Origin of the sequence: uncultured Flavobacterium sp., assembly GCF_951805225.1 — a bacterium.
Taxonomy (GTDB): Bacteria; Bacteroidota; Bacteroidia; order Flavobacteriales; family Flavobacteriaceae; genus Flavobacterium.
On record NZ_OX638201.1, the window covers coordinates 2,445,249 to 2,471,384 of the forward strand.

The following is a 26,136-nucleotide window of genomic DNA, read 5'->3' on the forward strand; positions in this document are numbered from 1 at the left end:
TTTGGCTTTCCGCCCAATAATGTTTTTATTTTCTGTTTTTGTAGTTGATATGACTAATAACTTTTTCAAGTATGACCCGATATCTTTTAATGCGTAACGAATCTGTAATTCATATGATATTCTGCGTGTTTTGTTACCGCAAACAGAAGTTTGCAGTAATAAAACACTTAAATACTTTAAATTATCTTAGATATTAATCTCTTTTTGCTCGTGTTCTTCTAAGGAGTGTTCTGTACGAATCCACAAGTTTGCATCAATAAAATTCGCCTGTTGTGTAACGGTTACTTTTTGAAAAAGTTCAACAAGTTTCATTTCTATATTGAATATTCGTTTTATTTTATTTGCTATTTGGACTGCAATAAGCGAATGTCCTCCCAACTGAATAAATCCCTGTTCAACACTTATACTTTGAGGATCTACACCTAAAACATCTGCCCATATTTCCACTACCTTCTTTTGAGTTTCAGTAGTTGCCGGCACATATTTATCTGCAACCGTTCTATTAGGAATTGGCAATGAATCTCTTTTTAGTTTACCATTTGAAGTTAAAGGGATTTTCTCTAATTGAGTAAAGAAAGAAGGAACCATATAATCCGGAAGACTAGCGTTAAAGTGCTCTCTTAGTGTTTCTCCATCCAACTCTTCGTTGGATACATAGTACGCAGATAAGTATGCATCATTCCCTAAATTTTGTAGTATTACAGCACCTGCAACAACAGAATTATGGGACAAAAGCGTTTGTTCTATTTCCTGAATTTCAATACGATATCCTCGAAGTTTTATTTGGTTATCCATTCTGCCTTTAAAAGCTATGTTACCATCTGGTAGCCAACATGCCAAATCACCACTTCTATAAACTCTATCTTCGCCATCAATCCAATTTGATACAAATTTTTCGTTCTCGATACCATTACCCAAATAACCTCGAGCAAGACCAGCACCAGCAATACAGAGTTCTCCAAGAACTCCTTGTGGCACAGAGTTACCTAAATTATCTACTATATAAATTCTTTCATTTGGTAACGGAACACCAATTGGCAGTGAGCTGTACTTATCTAATTGTTGAATATCAATTTTATAAAAAGTAGAATCAACACAAGTTTCTGTAGGTCCGTATAAATTATATAAAGTAGTACTATTGGTTTCTGAATTATTATAAAACTTTCTAACCAACTCTTTTGGCAATGCTTCACCTGCTAACAACCATACTTTAAATTCTGGCAAATCAATAGTTCCTTTTAGGCTTCTTAACAGCAATCCTAAATGTGTAGGTGTTCCATCACTTACTTCTATCCTGTTTTTCTTGTAGAAATTATATAATTCTACGCCATCCATTTTCTCTTTTTCCTGACATATGTATAAACAATGTCCTTTTAAAAGAGCGCCAAAAATTTGTTGGCATGAAGCATCGAAATAATAAGAAGCTATAAGTCCTACTCTAAGACCAGATTCGAGATCTTTGTAAACTGTTTGAGCAAGTCCTTCGGCAAGATTTACCACAGCACTGTCTTCTATCAATACTCCTTTTGGAAGACCTGTTGATCCTGATGTGAAAATACAGTACGCTAAATCAGAAGAAGTTCTGTTAATGCCCAAGTTATTCTTATCATATTTATCTATTGAACGAGCATTTATGTCATGAATATCGATAATCTCTTTATATGATTCTAAATGTTCTGTGTGTCCTAATAATAATTTAGAAGCACTCGATTCAATCATATACTTTACACGGTTATAAGGCAATTTAAAATCGATAGGCAAATAGGCCGCTCCACTTTTCAATATCCCCAGAATACCAATTATAATATCCTCAGATCTATTTAATAAAAGGCCAATCATATCGCCTTTTACTACACCCTGATCTTTAAGATAATGAGCTAATTGATTACTACGTTCGTTTAGTTCTTTATAACTAAAAACTGAATTATCGTATACAAGTGCTTTTTGGTTTGGAAAATCAACCACTTGTTTTTCAAATACTTCAACAATATTATTTGTTACTTCAAAAGATATTTTAGACTTGTTAAATTCTTTTATTATAGCTGTTTCCTCGTTATCAAGTATTTTTATATCGCTAATAGAAACATCTGAACTTATCTGATCAATTATATTTTTAAAGTACTTTACAAATTTTTCAATTGTTGACTTATGAAAAAGATCAGTTGCATATTGAAAACTTAAATGCATCTCTTCTTCAAGAATATTTACATTTAGCATAAGATCCATTTGTGAAGTATCTGCTTTAAGAGGATATTCTTTAAGCTCCAAATCTGAAAATTTAGCTTCTATTAACCCAACGTCTGAATACACAAACATTACATCAAAAAGAGGATTACGGCTAGTATCTCTGCTTACATCCAAATCATCAACCAGTTTTTCATATGGATAATCTTGATTCTCTAAACTTTTAATAGAAGTTTCATTTACTCTTTTTAGAAAAGTGTTTAAACTATCCTCTTGGTCAATATGGTTGCGTAAAGCTAATACGTTGATAAAAACACCTAAAATATTCTCTAAATCAGAGTGTCTTCTACCAGATACAGGAGTTCCTACAATCAAATCTTTTTGATTCGTAAGCTTGTATAACATTATTTTAAAAACTCCAAGAACTAAAGAAAACATTGTCACGTTTAGTGTCTTAGCCAGATTATTCAGTTTTTTGGTTTGTTCTATCCCAATTTCAAAATCAATTCCGGCACCATTATGACCAATTACCGACGGACGTTCATAATCTGTTTGTAATGTAAGTATCAATGGTTGTGTTGCAAATACTTCCTGCCAATATTGCTTTTGACTTTCTATATTTTTTTTGTATTCTTTACTTTCTTGCCAAACAGCATAATCTTTATATTGTAAATCAGCTAGAGCTAATTTTTCTCCTTTGTAAAGAGAGATTACCTCACGAATAAATATTCCCAAACTAACTCCATCTGAAATAATATGATGTCTATCTGTAATTAAAATGTGTTTTTCATCATTAATTTTAATAAGACCTACTCGCAAAAGAGGAGCCGAACTCAAATCAAACGGACGAATAAATGTAGAAATTATCTCAGAACTGTTTTCTAAAGTAGCATTTAAGAACTCTATCTTAAAAGGTACTTCTTTTGCTATAGATTGTACAGGATAATCATCTACTAATTGAAAACTTACTCTGAAAATTTCGTGATGTGCTATAATTTTAGAAAAAACTTGCTCCAGTTTTTCTTTATCCAATAAACCCTTTAGAATAAAGGCCTGAGGTTGGTTATATACTGTTGATTTATTATTAAGCTGATTAAGAAAATAAAAGATTTTCTGAGCAGAAGACAAAGGATAAAACTCCATTTTTTTTGCCTCAGGTATTTTGAAATAATCTTCCTGTAAACCTGTATCAATATCTTTGGCTAACTCTTTAATATTTTTATTATTGATAAGTCTTGTTAAACTTAGAGACACCTTAAATGTTTCTTTGATTCTGTTTGCCAGGAAAACCAGCTTCAAAGATTGTCCTCCTAAATCGAAAAAGTTATTGGTAATTCCTATTAGAGAACTATCAAGTTTTAATACTTCTTCCCAAATCTTTACCAATTTTTTTTCAGTTTCAGTTTCAGGAGCTACATAATTATCTACCGCATGCAGTTTATATTCAGGCAAAGATTTTCTATCTACTTTACCATTAGAATTAAGTGGTAATTTTTCGAGCTGCATATAATATGATGGCACCATATAATCTGGTAAATACTGCGCTAAATGATTTCGAAGATCAGCTACCTGATATGCAGTAGAAGCTTCATAATAGGCAACTAAATATTTTTCGTCTTCAGATTCTTTCAATTCTACCACAGAATGACTGATTTCCTCAAATGAATTCAATTGATGTTCTATTTCAGACAACTCTATTCTATAACCTCTTAGTTTTACCTGATCATCTATTCTGCCGCAATACTCCAGATTTCCGTCTGGCAACCATCTTGCTATATCACCTGTAAGATATACTCTTTCTTCGCCATCAATCCAATTGCTTCTAAATTTTTGCGAACTCGTTCTTTCATCACCTACATAATATTGCGCAAGACCATCTCCTGCAATAATAAGTTCGCCAACTGCACCCGGCGGCACTAAATTACCATAAGCATCAGCGATGTAGATTCGCTCGTTTGGAAGAGGTTTTCCTATTGGAATAAAAGGATAATCGTCTAAACGGTCTCTATTTACCTGATAACTTGTTGAATCGACGCAGGTTTCCGTTGGACCGTAAAAATTGTATAATTGTACATTATCTTTTACTAAACCGTAGAATTTTTTTACCAGTTCTTTTGGTAATGCTTCACCGGCTAATATCCACGATGAAAGATTCCCTAAAGATGTATCTTGTACCAAAGAATCAAGTACCAAACGAAGATGAGTTGGAGTTCCATCTGATAAATCAATATTATTTGTTTTATAAAAAGATTTTAGCTTGGCACCGTCTCCACGACTTTCGTTGTCCATTATGTATAAACTATGTCCCTGCAGCAGACAACCATATATTTGTTGTACAGAAGCATCAAAAGAAAAAGAAGCTAAAAGGGCAATATTCAGATTTTTATCTTCATAGGATTTGTATACTTTTTCTTCTAATCCTTTAACCAAATTAATTACACTTCGATGATTCATCATCACCCCTTTTGGTTTCCCACTTGAGCCTGAAGTAAATATGCAATAAGCCATATCTGTAGCATGAATTTCAACAGATATATTATCCGAACTTTGTAAATCTATTTTAGGTGAATCAATGGATTGAACTGGAAGATAGGCTGTGAATCTTTCTAAAAATTTTTCCTGAGTTAGCAAGAAAGCAGATCGACTCTGATTCAACATATAGCTTATCCTTTGTTCCGGCAAACCAGGATCTATTGGTAAATATCCTGCACCTGTTTTTAGTACTCCTAAAATACATACTATCATATTTACAGAACGTTCAAACATAAGACCAACAATATTGCCGGGAACTATGCCTTCGGAAATCAAGTAACTGGCAATCTTGTTAGATCGTTTATTCAGTTCTTCGTAGGTAAGTTTCTCTTCTCCATAACATACTGCAAGTTGTTCCGGATGTTTTTGTACCACATCTTCAAATACGGCAACCAAATTTGTTTCCGTTGGATATTGCAACGCTGTGTTATTAAAATCCTCAACCAGCAATTTATATTCTTTTGCAGGTAGAATATTGATTTTAGATAACTTAACATCAATATTTCCCGCTATTGCTTTTAAAATATTCTTGTAATAAGCTATAAAGCGATCTATTGTTTCTGCCTTAAATAAAGATGTGCTGTAATCGATGTAAAAAACATGCTTTTCTTCTTTTTCAAAAACACGGAATGACAAATCTAGTTTAGAGCTAATGTTATTATAATCAACATGTTTTAAATATAAATCTTTGGATTTGAATTCTGATATATCAAAATTGTAATATTCGAACATAATATCGAATAAAGGATTGTGACTCAGATCTAATTTTAATTCTAATTGCTCAACCAATTTTTCATAAGAGTATTCCTGATTAGAAAAACATTGCAGTGTATTCTCTCTAACATTATCAAGCAAATCTGAGAAGTTTTGATCACCTTTAGGATAATTTCGCAACGCTACTGTATTGATAAATACACCTATTAATTTTTCAAGATCAACGTGTTGGCGACCTGCAGTAGAAGTTCCAATAACTACATCTTCCTGACCTGATAATTTAGATAATAAAACGATGAAAGAAGTTAGCAACAAGGTGTACATGGTAACTTCTTGTTTCGAACACACTTCTGCCAATGTATTGACTTCCTCACTATTTAATTCAAAAGATGCAGTAGCTCCTTTAAAATTGCTAATTCGTGGTCTTGCAAAATCTGTTGGTAAATTAAGAATAGCCGGAACATCTTTATACTGATCCAACCAAAATTCTTTTTGCTTTTCAAGTTGATTTTCTTTTTCCTTATTTTGCTGCCATACGGCATAGTCTTTATATTGAATGCTTAAAGGTTTCAACTCCTGATCATCTAGAAGTGCTGTAAATTCCTCCATAAGGTTTACATACGAAACTCCATCAGTTACAATATGATGCATATCAATAAGCAAATAAGCCGCATTTTTTTGCGTTCTTTTGAGTGCAACTCTAATTAGAGAAGGAATACTTAAGTCAAAACTTTTTATAAAGTTTTGCATCGATTCATCTAAGCTGCTCTCTAAATCTGATACGTCTTCTATATGAAAATCAATGGTGTCGTGAACTTTTTGAACTGGTTCTCCATCTATTAGATGAAATGAAGTTCTTAAAGATTCGTGTCTGTTAATAATGATATTAAAAGCTTTTTCGAACGCTTTAATATCAATATCTCCCATTACTTCAAAAACTGTTGGAACATTATAAGCGGTCATTTCCGGATTTATCTGACCAAGTATAAACGTGCGTTTTTGCGCATTAGACTGCGGATAAAAACTGCTGATTTGGGCAGAAGGAATATGTCCAAAAATTACTTTTGGAGAATTTGATATAAGTTCTGATTGAGCGCCTATAGTACGGTTTTCAAAAGCTTTGCGAATACTAATTTCTATTCCAAAAGATTTGTGAATTCTAGAAATTAATCTAATCAGGATCAAAGAATTACCTCCCAGCTGAAAAAAGTCATCATTTAATCCTATGGAAGTAGCGCCTAAAACTTCTTTCCATATATGAAGTAATTCCTGCTCTACATCTAAACTTGAAGAAACAGTAACATTAGAAAATTCGGTTACGTTATTCTCAATTTTTGAATTGCCATCCGATTTATTATCTTCATCCTTTAGCGAATTTAAAAATTCATCATTTTTTCCGTCTAAATGATCTTTTAAAAGTACAAACCTTTGAATTTTTCCACTTGTAGTTTTAGGAATTTTATCAACGGCTATTACTTTTTCTACTGTTAAGCCAGTTCTTTGCCCAATGTGGTCTTTTATTGTTTTTTCAAGATCAATAAATTCCGAAACTGTACCATTAAACACCATAAATACATAGATATCATCATGATGTTTATCTGGATTGAAAAGACTACAAGTAACTGCTTTTTGAAATTGTATTTGTGGCAATTCATTAATTAAATCGTCCAGATCATTTGGAAAATAATTTTGTCCGTTTACCAAAATCATTTCTTTTTCCCTACCTGTTAAGATTAGGTTATTATGATTTATAAATCCCAGATCTCCTGTATTTAACCATCCGTCTTCAGAAATTGTTTCTGCAGTTTTTTCCTCATCATTATAAAATTCTAATGTAACTGCTTTACTTCTAAGATGCACAATTCCTAGCGTTCCTTCCGGAAGAGTTTGCATGTTCCTGTCGGTAATTTTTATCTCGGTACCCGTAAAAGGACCTAAATTTGCAAATGAAACAGCGTTTATAGAATCGGCGTCTACGATCTCAATTGCGTTACCAACTTTTAATTTGTGTCGGTCTAAGATGTATTCTCTAATTCTATTATCATCTTTGAGCGTAAAAGCTACCCCCAATACCGATTCTGCCAATCCGTAAGCCGGTCCAACTACACCTTTACTAAGACCATAAGGAGAAAGTACGCGTTCAAATTCATCACAAATAGCAACTGATACAGGTTCTGCCCCGTTGATTATCAGTCTTAAGTTATTAAATGATAAACCTTTTAGCTCATCAGGATTCAAATTGTCTATGGTGTGTTTAAAGCCAAAGTTTGGAGAGCCTGAAATTGTTATATTGTGACTGGCTAAACTTTTTACCCATAAATCCGGATACGCGAAAAACACCATAGGTGGCATTAAAAATTGCGGTAGATTTTTTAATAATGGAAATATGTGAAAAAATACTAATCCCAAATCATGCGTTAATGGCATCCATCCAAGAAATGAATCTGTTGCTTGAATGTCAATTAAATTAGACATTGTTTCAATATTATATACAATGCTATCCTGTTTATTCACAATACCTTTTGGATTTCCGGTAGAGCCTGACGAAAATTGAATAAACACAGTATCTGACGAATCTCCCGGAAGAACTGTAGCCAGTTTAGAATAGGTTATTTCGCCAAGAAATATAAATCTATAATCAATATCAACAAAGGTTTCAGAATCATTTTGTAAATATTCCTTCCAACTATCTTTCAAGGTAGGTAAATCAGTTATCAGGTATGGATTATTTAATCTTCCCCATACTTTTCTGATTTTTCGCATTATGTCGATATTTACTCCAAACACAATAGGTACTGGAATAATTTTACCAAAAACACATGCCCAGAATGTAACCAAAAAGTTTTTGTTTGACAGAAACTGAAACACTAATTCGTCTCCGGGTTTTATCCCTTTTTCCTGTAGAACGTGTAACATACCCCTCGCCTCCATATAGAGCTTTTTATAAGAGATATATTCTACTTGATTTTCACTATCTATTAATGTGATACCTGTTTGATCACCTGATTCAATATTTTTCTGAAATATTTCTTGTATAGTCAATTGCTTTAACATTTTAATTTTAGATGTAGATTAAACTAATTCCTCACTCATTACTTGAAAAGAATTTGCAATTATTTTAGTTGACAATTGTCTTACCGAAGGCCCGGTAAGAAATTCAATTGGTGCTATTTCAACAGCAAGACTCTCTTTTATCATTCCCATAAATTCAATTGTCAGAACTGAATCTACACCTAAAAGATTTATACCTTTATCAGGATTGACATTGTCTGCCGAAATTTTCAAAATTCTTCCTAAATGTTTTTTTAAGAGCGTAATAATGAACTCGTGTTGTGAATTTGGATCTAAACCTGATAATTTTTCTCTATTACCTGCCTGTACTTCACTCAAAGATTCTTCCTGATTATTATTCATCTTATCAATTTCGCTGAATAATGCTACACCACTTTTTCCAAAACTCTTTGAGATTATACTCCAATTCAAATCAAAAAATCCAATTTGAGTTGGTTTCTCTTTGACGAAGAAATCGATACCCAGCATTACCTGTTTATTAGTAAAACTGTTGATTCCGCTTCCTTTTAGGATCTTTTCAATATTTTCATTTCTGGAAACCACTCCCGACTCTTTTAAAACACCAAGATTTACTGTAGTTGCTGCCAGATTCAGACCTTTTCTCCAAAGGGCAAACGAATCTAAAAATGCATTGGCAGCCACATAATTTGCCTGACCAATGTTTCCTATTAATGAAGATATCGAAGAGAATAAAACAAAAATATCGAGATGCAATTCCTTGCTCAAATGATGAAGATTCATTGCTCCATCTATTTTTGGTTGAAATACTTTCATGAATCTGTCTTCATTCATATCTAAGAGATAACCATCGTCGAGCACCATTGCGCTATGAAAAATTCCAATAAGTGCTGGTAAATCTTCTTTTATTTTGTTGAAAACTTGTTGGAGATCTTGAAATTTAGAGATGTCTACAGCATAAACCTGGACATTAACTCCTTTTTTCTTCATTTTTTCAACATTCTGTATGGTATCTGTATTTGTTAATCCGCTTCTGCTAAGCAAGGCTATATTTCTTGCACCTTTTTCCACAAGCCAATTTGCAATCTCTAAACCTAATCCTCCTGTTCCTCCGGTAATTAAATAGGTTCCGTCTGTTCTTACTTTCCCTTCTTGTGTATTGGCAACCTGAACAGGTTCATTTTGGAAATCAATTACAACATTACCCAATTGCTTGTTGTCTTTGATTTGATTGAATGCTTCTAAAATATGATCCACAGAGAAAACAGTTGAAGGCAAAGCAGGTAATTCTCCTGATTCTAAATAGTTTACCAAGTCTGCTAACAAACCTTCTATTTTTTCTTTTTTCTCAATCAACATTCGATCAATATCCACAGAAATATAAGAGAGATTGTGATTGAAAAATTTCATATCCATAGAATCATTGCCCATAATATCCTTTTTACTGATGTCTAAATAGATCCCATAAGGAGCTAATGACGAGAAGTTTTGATAGGCTAATTCTCCAGATTCTGAACTTAATATTACATCAACTCCTTTTCCGTTGGTTTCTTTTTTTATGTGTTTTGCAAAATCTAAATTCTCAGAATTATAAATATGCTGAACTCCTAATGTTCTTAAAAAAGAACTGTTTTCATCAGATTCGGTAGTAACAAAAATCTCGGCTCCTATATGTTTAGCATAATTAATTGCTGCCAAACCTACGCCATTAGTAGCATTATGGATAAGTACTTTATCTCCTTTTCCTAAACCTGCCCTATCTCTTAAACAGTAAATAGCAGTCAGGTAACTTATGATAACGCTAGATTCTCCAGTGTTTAAGTTTTCCGGACATTTTACTGCTAAATGTTGTGATGTAACGGTGTATGACTGAAATGTGCCGGGAGCTAATGCTAATACTTTATCGCCAACTTTAAACTTTTTAACATTCGAACCTACGCTCGTAACGATACCTGAACATTCCTGCCCTAAACTTTTTTCAGAAAAAGTTCCTTCTACTAGTTCGTCTGTTATTTTGTGTGCTATTTTTAAACAATCAATATCACTAAAAACAGTATTTTTTATTAAAATTTCTATTTCGTCAGGTCCTGACTCTTTTCGTTTTAAATTTTCAAAGTAAAGATTTTCAAACCAAGGAGTTGCCGGAATTTTTAACTGAAGTGGTTCATTTTGAAAATCAACAGTTTTTAACTTTGTTTGCTCGTCTGTTTCCCAATTAACCATTTTTTTATGATAAACGAGTCCGTTTCTAATGGCCAATTCCTGGTAAGAATCGCTTCTGTTATTTACGATATCTGCTACTTTATTCCACGTTCTTTCAGAAGCTTCAATCGATGAATTTTCTTCTACATCAATTAATCTGACCTGACAATTAGGAACTTCATTGACAATTAACCTTCCCAAACCATGAAAAATACTAGCTTCCAAAGATGAAATCACGTCACTTTCCACGGCTATCTGACTGCCTTTGGTTATTAGAGTTAAGTTAAAATCTGTATCGCTTTTCTCTGAGAAAAACTTAACAATATTTAGAAACGGCATTATTTGGCTTACACATCTTTCACTCGTGTGAAGTTCATCTTCAAGATAATAAAAACCAGTAAAAGGCATTATAACTAAGTTGACTTCTTTATGGTAAGGATTCCAGATGTCATTGATGCTGTTTTCATCTTCTAAATTAATTACAAAATGATTTTCCCCTAATTCTTTAAACTCATTTCCGGATTCTGCAATAATTGTCGATCCTGCCACTAATTCCTGCAAAGGCAAACTATCAGCGTAATTATTTGTAAAAATGTAAGTTAAAGAATCATGTTTGACTTTGTTATAAACAACATTTTCTTTTTCCTGTATCCATTTTGTCTGGAATAGGTTTTTCTTTAGAAAATCATCAGTTTGCAATTCATTTTTTACAAGTCTCTTACATTTAAAGCCTTCTATTAGCATTAACACTTTACCTTCTTCATTACAAATAGTTAAATCTGTAACGATACAATGGTCATCTTTAAATTTCAATATAGAATAACAGTAAATTTCAGTTTCAGGTGCTGAATAAAAATGGATTTTTTTGATTGATACAGGAACAACATCCATGCTCACAAGCGCAATAATTGTTTGAAAACAAGAATCTAACAATGTAGGATGAATAAAATAATCGTCTGCAGCCTGAGCGACCTCATCATGAATAGTAATTTTTGCAACCAATTCTTCTTTTCCGGATCTTATCTCCTTGATACATCTGAAATGAGAACCATAATCGAGTTTAGATTTACTTAATCTTTCATAGATTTCTTTTTCATTTATAACAGTCTCCAAGCTACTTGTTATTGCATTAATGTCTATTACAGGAGTATTTTCCTCAAAATTTCCTATGGCAAATTTACCTGATGACATCTTTGTCCAATGAGCATCTTCTTGTCCGTTTTTACTTTGAATATTATAATTTCCATTGTTTGGATTTACGGATACGTGCAATTTTTGAATTTCATCTTCATTGATGACCAACATTTGAAGAAACTTTACGTTCTCTAACATAAATGGCACTTTCTGACTTATTTCATGCTGAAAAATGTCTATAGCGATACAAATGTAGCCGGCACCCGGAAAAGCTACTTTACCATGTACTACGTGGTCGTTCAAGAAAGGAAAAAATAAATCATTTAACTCAAACTCATAGGCAGCTATTGGCCCGCTTACTTTTTCTCTAAAAAGTAAACTGTTTGCACCATTTGACTGATTTTTTGAAACTGTTTTGGAATCTCTCCATAAATATTCTTTTTGCCAAGGATAAGTAGGCAATTGTATAAAAGGCAATTTGTCAATCCAGCTTTCCCATTTTATCGGATAACCGAGTGTGAACAGTCTCGAAATGTTTTCAAAAAAGTTAAGTTGTTCTCCTTCTCTTTTATTTAGAGTTTGTAATGAATAGCAATCTTTCCTGTTTTTAATGCATTCGTGTATAGAATTTTTTAAGACAGGATGCGGTCCTACTTCAAGAAAAATGGTATAATCATCTTGTAAAATAGTTTCTATCGTTTTTGCAAATAATACAGGTTCTCTTACATTATCATACCAATACTTGTTATCGATTTGATCTCCAGCAATTATATTTCCTGTTACTGTAGAATAAAGATCAATTTTAGTTTCAGATCCTTTTACAGTTTTTAATGCCTCTAATAAATCATCCTCTATAAGTTGCATTACTGGACTATGATATGGCACAGTTACATCTAATAATTGGCAAAAAACTCCCATCGAATCATATTTTTCCTTCAGCATCTTAAGCGATTCTGAATTTCCGGATATTGTTATTGATTTTGGGGCATTGATAGCTGCGATAGAAATATTTTCATAGCCACTGATGGTATCTTTTGCTTCCAATTCAGAAAGTCCAACAGCCAACATTGTACCTTTTCCTTCTGTTTTAGATTGAAGACTGCTTCGATAGTAACTTACTTTGATTGCATCTTTTAGTGATAAAGCTCCTGAAATATAAACAGAAACTACCTCACCAACGCTATGTCCTACAACCGCATCAGGAGTAATACCATAATAATTAAGCAATCTGGTAAGCGCTACCTGAATTACAAAATTTGCGGGCTGTGCAATAGTGGTATCCAGTATTTTTGAGGTTTCTAAAGGCTTGATAAGTTCTTCATAAATAGACCATCCGGAAATAGCCGTGAATTCAGCATCACATTCCATTATAGACTTCTTAAAAACAGGTTCTGTTTCCATTAGTTCTCTACCCATTTTCCACCATTGAGGTCCCATACCGGTATACACAAAAACTATTTTTGGTTTTTTACCTAAAAAACTCTCCTGACTTACGCCTTTTAATAAAATCCCTTCTTCATAAGCTTCTAATTTTTCTATTAAATCTTCTTTTGAAGTAGCAAAAATGGTCAAACGTTCAGAATGATTACTTCTTCTATAGATAACATTACTAAGGATTTGCTCAAACTGTTCACCATTTGCTATGATATATTTCTTGTATTTACCAGCCAACTCTTTTAATGCAGCTGAACTTTTAGCACTTATTGGAAATATAAAATGATTGGTTTTTAATCCCTGAGATTTTTCCTCTGTTGTGGTTGAATTGTACTGTTTTAAAACGATATGTCCATTCGAGCCTCCAAAACCAAAAGAATTAATTGAAGCAAAAGAGTCTTCGCCTTCTGGTAACGATTCCATTGAAGTTGGAATCCTTAAATTGCTTTCTTCATAATTTAAAGCCGGATTTGGATTTTTAAAATGTAAGTTGGCAGGAACTTTATTATTTTTAAGGCATAATGCCGTTTTAATAAGTCCTGCAATTCCAGACGCGGCTTCCAAATGTCCTATATTCGTTTTAACCGAACCAACTAAACATTTGGAATTTCTATCTCCATTTATTGACAGTGCTCTGTTAAGCGTTTTAAACTCAATTGGATCTCCAACTTTAGTTCCTGTACCATGAGCTTCTACATAATGTATTTTATCTGTATCTATAGAGTTCTCTTTGTATATCTTGTTAATCAATTGCAATTGAGCATCTGGATTAGGAACAGTAATTCCATTGGTTCTACCATCTTGATTTGTACCAGTTCCAACTATTGTGGCATATATTCTGTCATTATCTTTAATAGCTTCATCAAGAGGCTTTAATATTACAATTCCAGCACCTTCACCTCTTACATAACCGGCTGCATCACTGTCAAATGCTTTACAGCGACTATGAGTCGAAAGAAATTTTCCTTTACTCATTAGAACAGAACTTTCAGGAGCAAGCATATAATTTACTCCACCAACCATTGCCATAGATGACTCACCATTCCAAATGCTTTGACACGCAAGGTGCGTTGCCACTAATGATGAAGAGCATGCTGTATCTAAGGTAAAAGATGGTCCTTTTAAATCGAATATATAAGATAATCTATTTGATAGCATTGTCATAGCAACACCACTAATTGTGTGTGAGTTAATATGAGATTTGTTTTCTGATGAAGCTTGTGTCAATAAATTATCAAGCATAAATCCCCCAACAAATACGCCTGTATTAGTACCCTTAACTGCCTCAAGTGGTATTCCTGCATTTTCAAGAGCCTCATAGGCAACTTCCATAAGCATTCGTTGTTGAGGATCAAGACATTCAGACTCTCTGGGAGACATATCAAAAAATAAGGAATCAAACTCCAGGACATTTTCTTTAAGAAATCCACCTTGTTGAGCTCTTATTTTTCCTGATCTCGCATCATTTTTACTGTAATATTTTTTATTATCCCATCTGTCAAAAGGGACATTGCCAATAGTGTCTGTTTCATTCAACATCATTTCCCAAAACTTTTCAGCTGAAGAACTCGAACCTGGAAATCTGCATCCTATACCTACGATCGCAATTGGTTTATTTTTATTAGCCATAATTGAATAGTTAATTATTTCTTATTACTCATTTTTTAAATTGATGATACTCTTGTAAGCAGTATTATTTGATGGAAGAAAAATGGATTTAGAAGTTTAATTTCGAACAGAAGATATTTTACGCTTGGTATTTTAATATGAATTATTAAAAAAGCAAATCAAAAGAAACTCGTTTATCATAAATAGTCCCAATCCCGAAATTTCGGTACGGATATATTTAAATAAGGAAAACGCCTTTTTTGAGCTCTATAATTCCATTTATAAACACATTAAAACACTTACAACCAACGGCTTAAATAATATATCCGTAAAAGATGATTTAGCATTAAGTAAATATGAAATCAAGCAGCTATTTTTCTATTCTGATATTTGATTTTTAAGACATGGAGATTTTATGCCTTTTATTCTCTGATTTTTTGAACTTGTAAAACTACCTCCGTAATAAATAAAGGTACTGTCCAGCTTATCCAGCTAGCCAACGCAACAATATCAGGTTCATTGGTAACTTTTAAATAAGATAAAACATCTATAACCACCCTAAAAAGAACAAATGCAAGGGTTACCATGTAACATCGTACCATCCATTCTCTATGTTGCTCAATTTTTCTTTTTATAATTGCAATATATGCCAAAAACGCAGTCACCAGCCATACAACCCCACCAATACCAAGTCCTACATCAATAACCAAATTGCTAGAAGAAGTGCTAATTAGAAAAATCAGGGCCAAGGCAGAAACCAATACACTTATTAAAAAGATATATCCCGTAACACGGTGAAATTGAGGGTATTTAATTCGAATAGTTGGCAAAAATTGAAAAGGTCCTAAAACCATTACTAAGACACCTCCCACTACATGTGGCCATATCCAGACTGCTCTTGGAAAATAATACGGTCCATATATATCTTTTGAAACAATAAGAAAAGGAAAGGCCCTCACAAGTAAATAATACAAGGAGATAAGTCCTAAAATAACTGTAATTATTTTAACTACCCAATTACCAAAACTGCTGTTTTTTTTCTTAGTAGAAACCTGCTCAATATTCAAAAAATTATTTTCCATTTGATGATAAATATCATTATAGTATAATGCGTTGGGTGTAATGCATAAAGATTTAGTTAAACACATAGAAGGCATAGATTTTATGATTCGAATAAAGCAAATCAAAAGAAACTCGTTTCTCACACATAGTCCTGGTCCCGAAATTTCGGGACGGATGTATTTAAGAGTGAAACGCCTTTTTTGAATTCAATAATTCTATGCTTCTATGTGTTAAAAAAATACACCCAACGCATCTAAAAGGTTACCGATAAGAGATTGAAATTCTTTGTAATTGCACTAAATGCGGATTGAAAACTATTGCGGAATGAGCTCAGTTTTGTATTCTAATATTTTACCCATTTCCATTTTGTATACCTTATTTGCGATATCAAAATACTTATCATCATGGGTAATTACGATTAATAATTTGCCTTCATCCTTCATTTTTACAAGTAATTCGTTATAGAAGAAATCTTTAAAGTCCGGATCAAGATCGGCTGCACATTCGTCAAATAAGTAAATAGGACGATCTTCTAAATATGATTTTAAAATTGCCAATCTTTTACGCTGACCTTTAGAAAGGTCAATAGTGCTGTATTCTCCATTTTCAATGTTAACCTTGTCCAACAAACCAAACATACTAAGCCACTCATATACTTGCTCTAAACGCTCATTTTTAATGCCATAGATTTTTTTGAATAAGTAAAAATCACTGTAGATAACAGAATAATATTCTCCTAAATTTTGTGAATCTATGTTTACACCATTAATTAACAATTGTCCGGAATCAGCAGTATAAAGTCCGGTTAATAATTTTAGAAAAGTGGTTTTACCGCTACCATTACCGCCTATTATAAATACAATATCGCCCTGAACTACTTCAAAATTTATTGGGCCAATACCATACGTCATTTCATCTTCGTCTTCACTTTTCTTATAACTAAAACACACATTTTTAACCTCTAATTTTTCAACTGATTCTATGTGCACTGTATTGTCATCTTCAAGAAGTAATGAATCATTTGAATCGGTATTTTGAAGAAAATCCTTGATTCTGTGCCAAGCAATCTTTGCATTTATTATTCCTGGTATTCCGGCAAGCATATTATTAAATGGTCCCCATAAAAACAAAGTTCCAATTACAAAAGTGGTAATCAATTGTTTATCGAATTTAAAAATCATAGGAAAAACCAAACACGTTACACCGATAGCAACGGTAAAGGAAATTTCTGAAAGAAGTGTTTTATTTATATCAATATATGCCGCATTAAGCTGCGATTTATACAAAATGACGTTTCTTTTTTCTATGTCCTTATTGTATTCTACACGTTTCACCTGGTGCAAAACCAATTCTTTAAAACCATTTATCAAACCGGTAACCAAATTTGTAAATCCTTCTCTTTTTTCTCTAGCATCCATTAAAGCATTATTTAAAGGAGCGGCTAAGAAACTATAAATGACAAATATAAATGCCATTGAACCAACAAGAACTGATGCATTTAAAACATCTAATGAGAACAGATAAACAAAAATGATAAATGCAGTAAGTATGTTCGTAAAAATGTGAATGGCAACTTGTGAGAAGTAAAATATAGCTCCAATATCATCATTCAAAATGGTATAAATTTTTCCACTTTCAATTTTTTCATACTTTATATAAGGAATTCTAAAAACATTCCTAAGTATCATTGAATTAAATTCCTGTGCTACTAATGAACCTAAAAACGCTGTTTTTCTTTTACTAAGTCGAATTGTAATTACATAAAAGTAAGTTGCTAATACGAAGAAAATCAATAAATATTTAGTTTCTATTCTACCGGTAACAAATTCACTTACGATCATCACAATAAGTGCATTGGCTAATCCCGGAATTAATGATATCAATAGTAACGACGAAAGAATATTGTGGTATTTATTTTTATGTTCAAAGAAAATAGTTATTCTCGTTAAAAAGTAAAATACTGATATAACTATGCCTAACTGAATAATAGCATCGCTTAAAACTTTATAATTTTGAGATTGAACTGACCAAAAATTTTGGTCGTACAAAGCAATAGGCATAAAATATAAGCATGCAAACAACGGTAGTATAGCCGCAAAACCCACGATATAATTCGAAATTTTTGCAAGAGAGATTTCTCTTTTTCTCTTCTTTTTAATAATTTGAACAACTGCTATTATTGAATATATAATACCTATCAAAGCAAGTGCAGCAGTTAGTATTTCAATTGTAAAAACTGTATTATCCATCAAATTTTTTCTTTAAAATTGTTAATAGTATTTAGATTTTTGTTTTGAAAATTCAATCTGCTTCGCGAGTATAAATGCAAATGTCACTTGATTTTCTATAAGGTAATCAGTAAAATATTACCCTTTGATTGAAGTAATCGTTGGGTTTTGTAGTCGTTATTACATCCTCTTAAATAAGGAAGGATGTTTTATTATTGATTTTGTTTAAGGAGATGTTTTAACCTAATTATCAAGTAAAACACCTACATTTTTATGAAGCGCTAACTTTAAATAGTTATCGGCCATCGCAATGTCAAAAATGGCCATTCCCATAGGATTAAACATAATAGCCTGATCTTCATCCAGAGAATTAAAAAAATTCTCTTTCTGAATAGTTTGAATTTGTGCAACATTTTCTCGTTGCAGGCCATTGGTTTTGTGAAACATTTCTATATCAGTATTTTCTCGGCACACTTCATCCCAATCATCTACAATCATAGCCTTTGAGAACCAACCGAATACCTCCGGTTTATAATCTCGCAAAGAAACATTTAAATGTAGCGATCCGGCTTTTGGCTGTTTATCTATATATCTTTCTGCAGAAACAGTACAGGTAATAAATATATCAACATCTACATAAGCATCTTCCCAATTTTGTACTACAATTACCTTTTCCTTTAGGTTCTCTGGTATTAGTTCTTTATTAACACCTTTTATATCATAGATAAACACGTTTTCTATGTTTTCAGCTAATAATGCGTTACACATATTTAAATGTGTTTGCCCAATAGGTCCAAAACCAATAATTCCTATACTTACTTTTTGGGATTTTCGTTGTTTTATAAACTCTTTTATTATAAAACCACTTACAGATGCCGTTCTAATAGCCGAAATAGCTCCGCTATTTATTACTCCAACAGGTATACCCGTATCAGCTTCATTTAATATAATTACACTATGAGCTCGGGCGATTCCCTTATTAATATTTTCAGGAAAACTTGCAATCCATTTAATACCAGACTTATTGATATTGCCTCCTATAAATGCAGGCATAGCAATGATTCTGTTTTTGTTATTGCCATAACGCAAATATGGTTTAATGGGTTGCGCCATATCGTTTAAAATTAAAGAATGTGTGGCATCCGCAATTACTTTGATATTATTGTTCCAATCAAAGTTTAGCTCGTGAATGTTTTTATCATTTAGATATCTCATTTTGAATTACTTTATTTATAAGATTAAATTTTGTTATGCTAACGTTAGATTGTAGTTTTCTATCATCTCTCGCCATTCAGCATTGTATATTGTATTTATATAGCGCTCACCTCTATCTGCAAATACACACATTACATTAACAGGCTTGTCAACTGCATGCAATTGAAAGTATTTATGTACTGCAGCATAAACAGACCCGGAGGAACCACCTGCATATATATTGTATTTTTCAAGCAATTCGATACAAGAAGTAACCGTTTCATTTTCATTTACCGAAACAACATCGTCTATTTTTGCCGAATCCAGTATTTTTGGTCGTAAACTTGAACCAATTCCCGGTATAAATCGTTTTCTTGATTTTCCACCAAAAATTACTGATCCATCTACATCTACTGCAATAATTTTTGCGTTAGGATATTTTTCTTTTACTTTTTGAGAAACTCCCGTTATCGTTCCTCCTGAGCTTACTCCCATAAACAAATAGTCTAGTTTTTGCCTCGGAATTTCTAAACAAATTTCATTTCCCAATGAATCGTAATATGCCTGAGCATTTAGCGGATTTTCATATTGATTAATCCAATAGATATTTTCAGTATTTTGGATTATTTCTTTTACAGTCCTGATTCTATTTAGCAAGTAGCCGCCTCTCTCGTCAGGTTCGGTTATTTTTATTACCTCTGCTCCTTGCAGTCTAATCATCATTTCATTTACCGGTAAAGTGGTATTATCGATAACACAAATAAATTTTAGCCCTTTTTGTCTTGCGTAAGCTGATAATGAGATTCCAAAATTTCCCGAAGAAGATTCTATCAGTGTGGTTTCACTATTTATAACGCCTTGATTTAGTAAACGGTTGATGATATAAGAAGCCGCACGATCTTTAACACTTCCGGTGGGATTGTAAAATTCAAGCTTTGCAAAAACATTTAAATGTGCATTTTCATTGTTTTTAAGAGCTATTAATGGAGTATTGCCAACTTTTTCTAAAATGTTGTTTATCATACTAATTTATTTAAGTGGAAATTAATTAATGAATTGAATAGGTAATTTGTGCGTTCATTATTCTAACCTGCTAAGTAGCCTACAGGAATTGTCGCCATTATATTTTTATTTAAAGAATCAATTCTGATAATAATTTTATTGCTGTTGCTGATATTTAAAACCTGACACTCTAGTCCAGTTAATGGACCATGAGTTATTGTTCTAAGATCACCGACTTTAAAATTTTCAGTATTGGTTTCAATCTCAGTAAGATCCTTACTTTGCAATAAAAATTCAATATTTTTTATCTCCGTGTCACTTACTTTAGCATACTCCATTCCGAAACGGATATACATACAAGCTCCGCTAACTGAAAGTGCCTTATGAAAATCCATTGAAGAATTAATCTTTACAAAAACATAAGAGGGAAATAGCAATTTATGAATCATTTTTCTTCTGTCTGTTCGTGTACTTTGTACTTGAACTGATGGTAAAAAAGCCTTTATTTCTAAATTATTAAGCCATTCAGATACTTTTCTTTCATGATGACTTTTAACATACAGAACATACCAACCATTTTGAATTGATTTCATAAATAAAAAATAAAAAAAGTGTTTTGGGAATAGCTACGCTGTTCTCTGTTACGAGAATACTTATCTAAATAACTAGTATTAAAAAACTGAAACGCATTAGATTTAATGCTAAAATAGCAGTAGCATTTCTATAAAAATTACGGACTTTGTAGAGAATAATTACGGTACAGTGTAAAAAAAACACAAGTAACTGATTATAAGCAAATCAAGCCACAGTTTTACAACAAGAATGTTGCTTTAAGACTCATTATTAAAGTACAATTATTAAAAATAAAGCATTAATATTCTAAACTGACGAACAAAAAAGTTCTATTATTTTATTGTTTTAATATTGGAATATAGAAAGCTGATTATAATATTTTAAACAGAGATAAAAGCAAAATCATTATAACACTAATAGATTATAATTAAGTTATAATAAAGTCGCAAAGAAGTACTAAATTGAATTTTTAGACGAAAAAAAACATATTAATTTCTGAAGAGATTCCGTGAAGTAGAAGGAAGATAAAAAATCATTTAGTTACTGAAGATTAAAAACGACCTCTATTGTCGTTCCTTCTCCTATTTTTGATTCAATATTAAACTGACCTTGTAATGAATTTACCCTTTCTTTCATGTTAGTTATTCCAATACCATCTTTAATATTTTTAATATCAAATCCTCGCCCATTGTCGATAATTGATATCTTTAAAAAGACATTAGTTTTACTCTCAATTTTAACTTCACAATTTGCGGCATCTGAATATTTATTGATATTTAAAATAGCCTCCTGAATTATGCGGTATAAATTTATTTTGTAGATATTCTTAATAGTAGACCATTCTAAGTTTTCATCAATTACATAATTAAACTTTGTGGAGCTTATCTCTTTTTGATTTTCAAATAAACTTAACAATAAAGCATTGAAATCATTCCCATCCAAAAAAGAACTTCGACTTAAATCATGCGATATAGTCCTGATTTCATTTTCTATGTTTTGTAACTCAAATATAAACTCTTTTCGTTTTTCGATGATTTCTTTATCTACCTTAGAATTATAGAAACCTAAATTCATACGAACACTATAAATTTTGTTCATTATCCCATCATGCAATTCTCTGGCTATTTTAACTTTTTCATTTTCCTTGGCAGCATTAATTTTTTCATTTTGTTCTGTCAATAATAAATAAATTTCTTCATTAGCCTTCTGATGTGTTTTTAAAAACTTTAGTTCTTTGTTTTTATATTTAAAATATCTCGTAACAAAAACTATAACTAATAATAGAATAACACCAAATGAAACAATTAAAATGTAAAAATTCTTCTTAGTCAAAACTTTATTTTCATCTTCAATTCTTGAAGTTTCGTATTCGATTCTTGCATATTTATTATGTGCGTTTTTTTGAACTATATTAATACTATCACTTAATTTGATATATTCATTTGCGTAATAAAAACTTTTATTTTTATCCAAAGTATAAAGCAGTTTTAATGACGTCAAAATTTCATTGCTATTCTTAATTCGAGTTGCAAGTGTATTTGCTTCTTTAAGAATTTCAATCGCTCTAAAAGTATCTTTTTGAGTTAAAAAATATTCGCCAATATGAATTTTTTTATATAAAATATCTGATTCATCACCATTCTTTTTTAGGATTTTCAACGATTTTGAAAACATAGCGTAAACATTATCATATTCTTTATTTTTCATTTTAGAATACGCCAGATTACTAAGGACATTCGCATACAATCTAGGCCATTTTTCTTCTAAATTCTCAGAAAGCAAACCTTTCAATTTTGCAATAGACTTTGAATATTCCCCTTTTAAATCATAAAGATTACAAATATTGATGCTCGATGCGATGTAGTAATTGTGCTCTTCATCTTTATCAATACCTGAAAGCTTCATTTTTTCTAAATTATTCAAAGCCTGTTGATGATACCATAAAGCTTTGTCATAATTGTTTAATTTCTCCAAACAAGTACCCATCAAAGTATTGCAGGAATAAATTAGTCGTTGATCTTTAGATCCTTTTAAGTAATGCAAAGCTTTAGAAATTTCGACTTCGCATTCTGTATAATTTCCGTCATAGAATAAAACATATGCTTTATTAAATAACATCCTTGCCATATTATCAAAATCAGATAACTTAAAATATAGTTTTTCTGCTTGTAAATAATAAAAATAGGCACTGTCCTTTTTTACGCTTCCATAACTATCTCCAATATAATAAAACGCCTTCGCCATGCCCTCTTTATCATTAACATCTTTCGATAATTTGAGAACCAATAGACTAGCACGCAAAGATTTTTTTAGATTATTGTTATAATAATATTCAGTAGATAACTTGAAATAAAAGTTTCTAACAACAGAATCGTTTTCCTCATGCTTTAATACATTAAATATTGAATCTAAATACTTTTCTTTCTTTTTGCTGTCTAAATGATTACTATTAAATAAAAGAGTTTTTTCAATTTCCGAACTGGTAAAATCTGTTTTTTTACATGAAAAAAACATAAGTACCAACAGTAAAGAAATTATTTTAAGAGGTGTAGCCAAAAGTTTAAGTATTATTTTACAATTTCAAATATAGCGTTTTGAAATAAAAATACTATAAAAATTTAACTATAAATCATATGGCACTCGTTAAAATATAAATTAATCTTTTCTTGGTGGTCTTGGAATAATAGGATCGCCTTCTGTAATATTTTCTGCCTGAATAGTATTTTTATTGATTGAATCTTGAATCTTAGCATTCATTTTTTCATTCAAATTTTTCAATGAGTCTTTAGTTAGCGTTTTTATTTGGTTGTTTTGATCTGCCGAAATTTCGTAATCATCATTTGTGCATGAAAAAGTTAACAATGCAAGTGAAATTAATAATCCTGGAATAAATAACTTGTTTTTCATAAGAATAATTTTATTTTATTATTACACAAAAAAACAGCTAACCTTAAATTAAAATGTACGGTAAATCCGTAAATTTTAATTTTAAGCTAAAAATAACTCTACTTAACCCATTAAAAATCAAACATTAAATCCCATTGTAAACTACTTGAATTGACATTACGGAGAATCCGTAATATTTCTTACATTTGTTAAAATCGAATTAAACAAATTTATGAATCTTAATATTTTGATCGTCGACGACCATCCGATGACCGTGGATAGTTACGTCAACCTGTTATCTGATGGCGAATTTCAAGAAGACATTCCAAACTTTATAAAAAGCTATAACTGCGAAGATGCTTACAATAAAATTATTTTTTATTTAAAGCAAAATATTAACATTGATGTAGCATTCCTCGATATAAATTTGCCACCGTATAAACCATTAAATATTAATGATGGTATTGATTTAGCATTTCTTATAAAAGAAAAATTTACAAAATGTAAAATAGTTCTCCTTACAATGCGAAGTGAGCCTTTGACTGTAGACAAAATAATAAAAGGCATCCAGCCTCAGGGTTTTATATCAAAAAATGATATCAATTTTGAGTTATTTCCTGTGATCTGTAAAAATATTATTAATGGCGAAATATTTAGAAGCAGTACAATAGTAGAATCACAAAGGGAACTATTTAAAAAAAATATAAATTGGGACAATCATGATAATCAGATTTTAATATTAATTTCTCAAGGTGTCAAAACGGTTAACCTTCCTGATTATATCCCTCTTTCTATGAGCGCTATCGAAAAAAGAAAAGCAAACATAAAAGATCAGTTACTGCGGGGAAAAGGAAGCGACAAAGATTTGATAGAAAAAGCAAAAACATTAGGATTATTATAAAAAAATCAAATAACCTTTGTTTTTTAAGTTTGATTAAATACAATATTAAAAATTTCATCTTACCCTTTTAAATAGGTTTTATGAGTTCTTTCAGTAGTTTAATTTTTAAATGAAAGATTTTAACTTATTTTTTATTTAAGATCAAAAAAACAAAATAAATTATGAAACAGTATAATCAGAGCTGTACAACATCTGTAATGGTTTCGAGTATAAGATTCGAATCCTGCTCTCCAAACTAAAAAGCCCTAATGAAAATCAGGGCTTTTTTTATGGCAAAATTTCATTGCTAAAAATTAAAAATCTTCAATTCAAAAAAAAGGATAATCAATATAGCCTCGTGCACCGCCGCCTCCAAATAAAGTATGATTATCTGAAATTTTATTTAAGCTCAAATTTTCTTTCACTCTGGCTGGATAATCCGGATTAGTCAAAAAATTTCTTCCAAAACCAACTAAATCAACCAAATTTTCCTGAAGCAATTTTTCAGCTTCTTCAGGAGTTTTATTGCCGGTAGCGATAATGGTATTTTTAAAAGTATCTCTAAGTTTACTTCTGAAATCAATTGGAATTTGAGGTGCCTCATCCCAATCCGCTTCGCAAAGATGAATGTACGCAACATCAAGTTTGTTCAGCTCTTCTGCTGAAAGCATTATCGTTTCAAGAATCTCCGGATCATCCATATCTTTAAAACTAATAAAGGGAGAAAGCCTTACTCCTGTTTTTTCTTTTCCGACTGCATTCGATACCGCTTTTGAAATTTCAAGCAGTAAACGAATTCTGTTTTCCTTACTACCTCCATATTCATCAGTTCTTTTATTGCTATTGCTTCTCAAAAACTGATCGATCAGATAACCATTTGCCCCGTGAATTTCAACACCATCAAAACCCGCTTCAATAGCATTTTTTGCACCTAGAACAAATTCTTTAATTACAATCTCAATATCGCTTTTATTCATTTCTCTTGGTTCGTCTACAGGCACAAAAGTGGCATCACCATTTGGAGCGCCGTCAAAAATGTAAACACTTGTATTTTGAGCCGTTAGTGACGAAGGTGCGATTGGCTGTAACCCGTTTACTTTAGAACTGCTTACTCTGCCAACATGCCACAACTGCAGAAATATTTTACTCCCGTTTTGATGTACAGCATCTGTTATTAATTTCCAGCCTTCTATTTGCTGCTTACTGTAAATTCCGGGTGTTTTGGCATATCCTTTTCCTTGTAGAGAAACCTGAACTGCTTCTGTAATTATAATACCTGCCGTACTTCGCTGGGCATAATATTCTGCCATTAAAGCATTTGGAATATCACCAGGCTGTGAAGCTCTTGAACGCGTCATTGGAGCCATTAAAAAGCGGTTTTCTAAATGATTACCACTTAAATTATAGTGCTGAAATAGTTTTTGATACTTCATCTTATTATGGTTTTAATGGTGATAGTTTTAATAGTAATAG

At 31.7% G+C, this 26,136-nt stretch carries 11 protein-coding genes; 1 reads left to right on the top strand and 10 read right to left on the bottom strand.

The window, feature by feature from the left end:
* Nucleotides 1-186 precede the first annotated feature (186 nt).
* The 9 genes from WN975_RS09880 to WN975_RS09920 all read right to left on the bottom strand — a co-directional run bounded on the left by WN975_RS09880 (nt 187) and on the right by WN975_RS09920 (nt 23,804).
* Nucleotides 187-8,472 (bottom strand): amino acid adenylation domain-containing protein, encoded by an 8,286-nt coding sequence (locus WN975_RS09880; RefSeq protein WP_337966388.1) that lies wholly within the window; start codon nt 8,470-8,472, stop codon nt 187-189.
* Between the two features lie 30 nt (nt 8,473-8,502).
* Complete coding sequence (locus WN975_RS09885) at nt 8,503-14,859, bottom strand: type I polyketide synthase (protein WP_337966389.1); 6,357 nt, start codon at nt 14,857-14,859, stop codon at nt 8,503-8,505.
* Between the two features lie 401 nt (nt 14,860-15,260).
* Nucleotides 15,261-15,920, bottom strand: a complete 660-nt coding sequence (locus WN975_RS09890; protein WP_337966390.1) for a DUF2306 domain-containing protein — start codon at nt 15,918-15,920, stop codon at nt 15,261-15,263.
* Nucleotides 15,921-16,214: 294 nt separating this feature from the next.
* The gene (locus WN975_RS09895) at nt 16,215-18,149 is read right to left on the bottom strand and encodes a cyclic peptide export ABC transporter (protein ID WP_337966391.1); all 1,935 of its coding nucleotides are present in this window, start codon (nt 18,147-18,149) and stop codon (nt 16,215-16,217) included.
* 222 nt (nt 18,150-18,371) lie between these two features.
* Nucleotides 18,372-19,343 carry a 2,3-diaminopropionate biosynthesis protein SbnB gene (locus WN975_RS09900; RefSeq protein ID WP_337966392.1) on the bottom strand — a complete coding sequence of 324 codons (972 nt, stop codon included), beginning with the start codon at nt 19,341-19,343 and terminating at the stop codon, nt 18,372-18,374.
* Between the two features lie 33 nt (nt 19,344-19,376).
* Nucleotides 19,377-20,345: a 2,3-diaminopropionate biosynthesis protein SbnA gene (gene sbnA / locus WN975_RS09905; protein WP_337966393.1), complete on the bottom strand. Its 969-nt coding sequence runs from the start codon at nt 20,343-20,345 to the stop codon at nt 19,377-19,379.
* Nucleotides 20,346-20,407: 62 nt separating this feature from the next.
* Nucleotides 20,408-20,917 carry a UpxY family transcription antiterminator gene (locus WN975_RS09910; protein ID WP_337966394.1) on the bottom strand — a complete coding sequence of 170 codons (510 nt, stop codon included), beginning with the start codon at nt 20,915-20,917 and terminating at the stop codon, nt 20,408-20,410.
* A gap of 520 nt (nt 20,918-21,437) precedes the next feature.
* Nucleotides 21,438-23,141 carry an ATP-binding protein gene (locus tag WN975_RS09915; RefSeq protein ID WP_337966395.1) on the bottom strand — a complete coding sequence of 568 codons (1,704 nt, stop codon included), beginning with the start codon at nt 23,139-23,141 and terminating at the stop codon, nt 21,438-21,440.
* 411 nt (nt 23,142-23,552) lie between these two features.
* A complete protein-coding gene (locus WN975_RS09920; protein ID WP_337966396.1) occupies nt 23,553-23,804 on the bottom strand; it encodes a hypothetical protein in 252 nt (83 codons plus the stop codon).
* 211 nt (nt 23,805-24,015) lie between these two features.
* On the opposite strand from WN975_RS09920, the gene WN975_RS09925 reads away from it, so the two are divergent.
* A complete protein-coding gene (locus tag WN975_RS09925) occupies nt 24,016-24,684 on the top strand; it encodes a response regulator (RefSeq protein WP_337966397.1) in 669 nt (222 codons plus the stop codon).
* Nucleotides 24,685-24,992: 308 nt separating this feature from the next.
* Here the strand turns inward: WN975_RS09925 and WN975_RS09930 are convergent, their stop codons facing one another.
* Entirely contained in the window at nt 24,993-26,096 is a 1,104-nt protein-coding gene (locus WN975_RS09930; RefSeq protein WP_337966398.1) for an alkene reductase, read from the bottom strand.
* Nucleotides 26,097-26,136 lie beyond the last annotated feature (40 nt).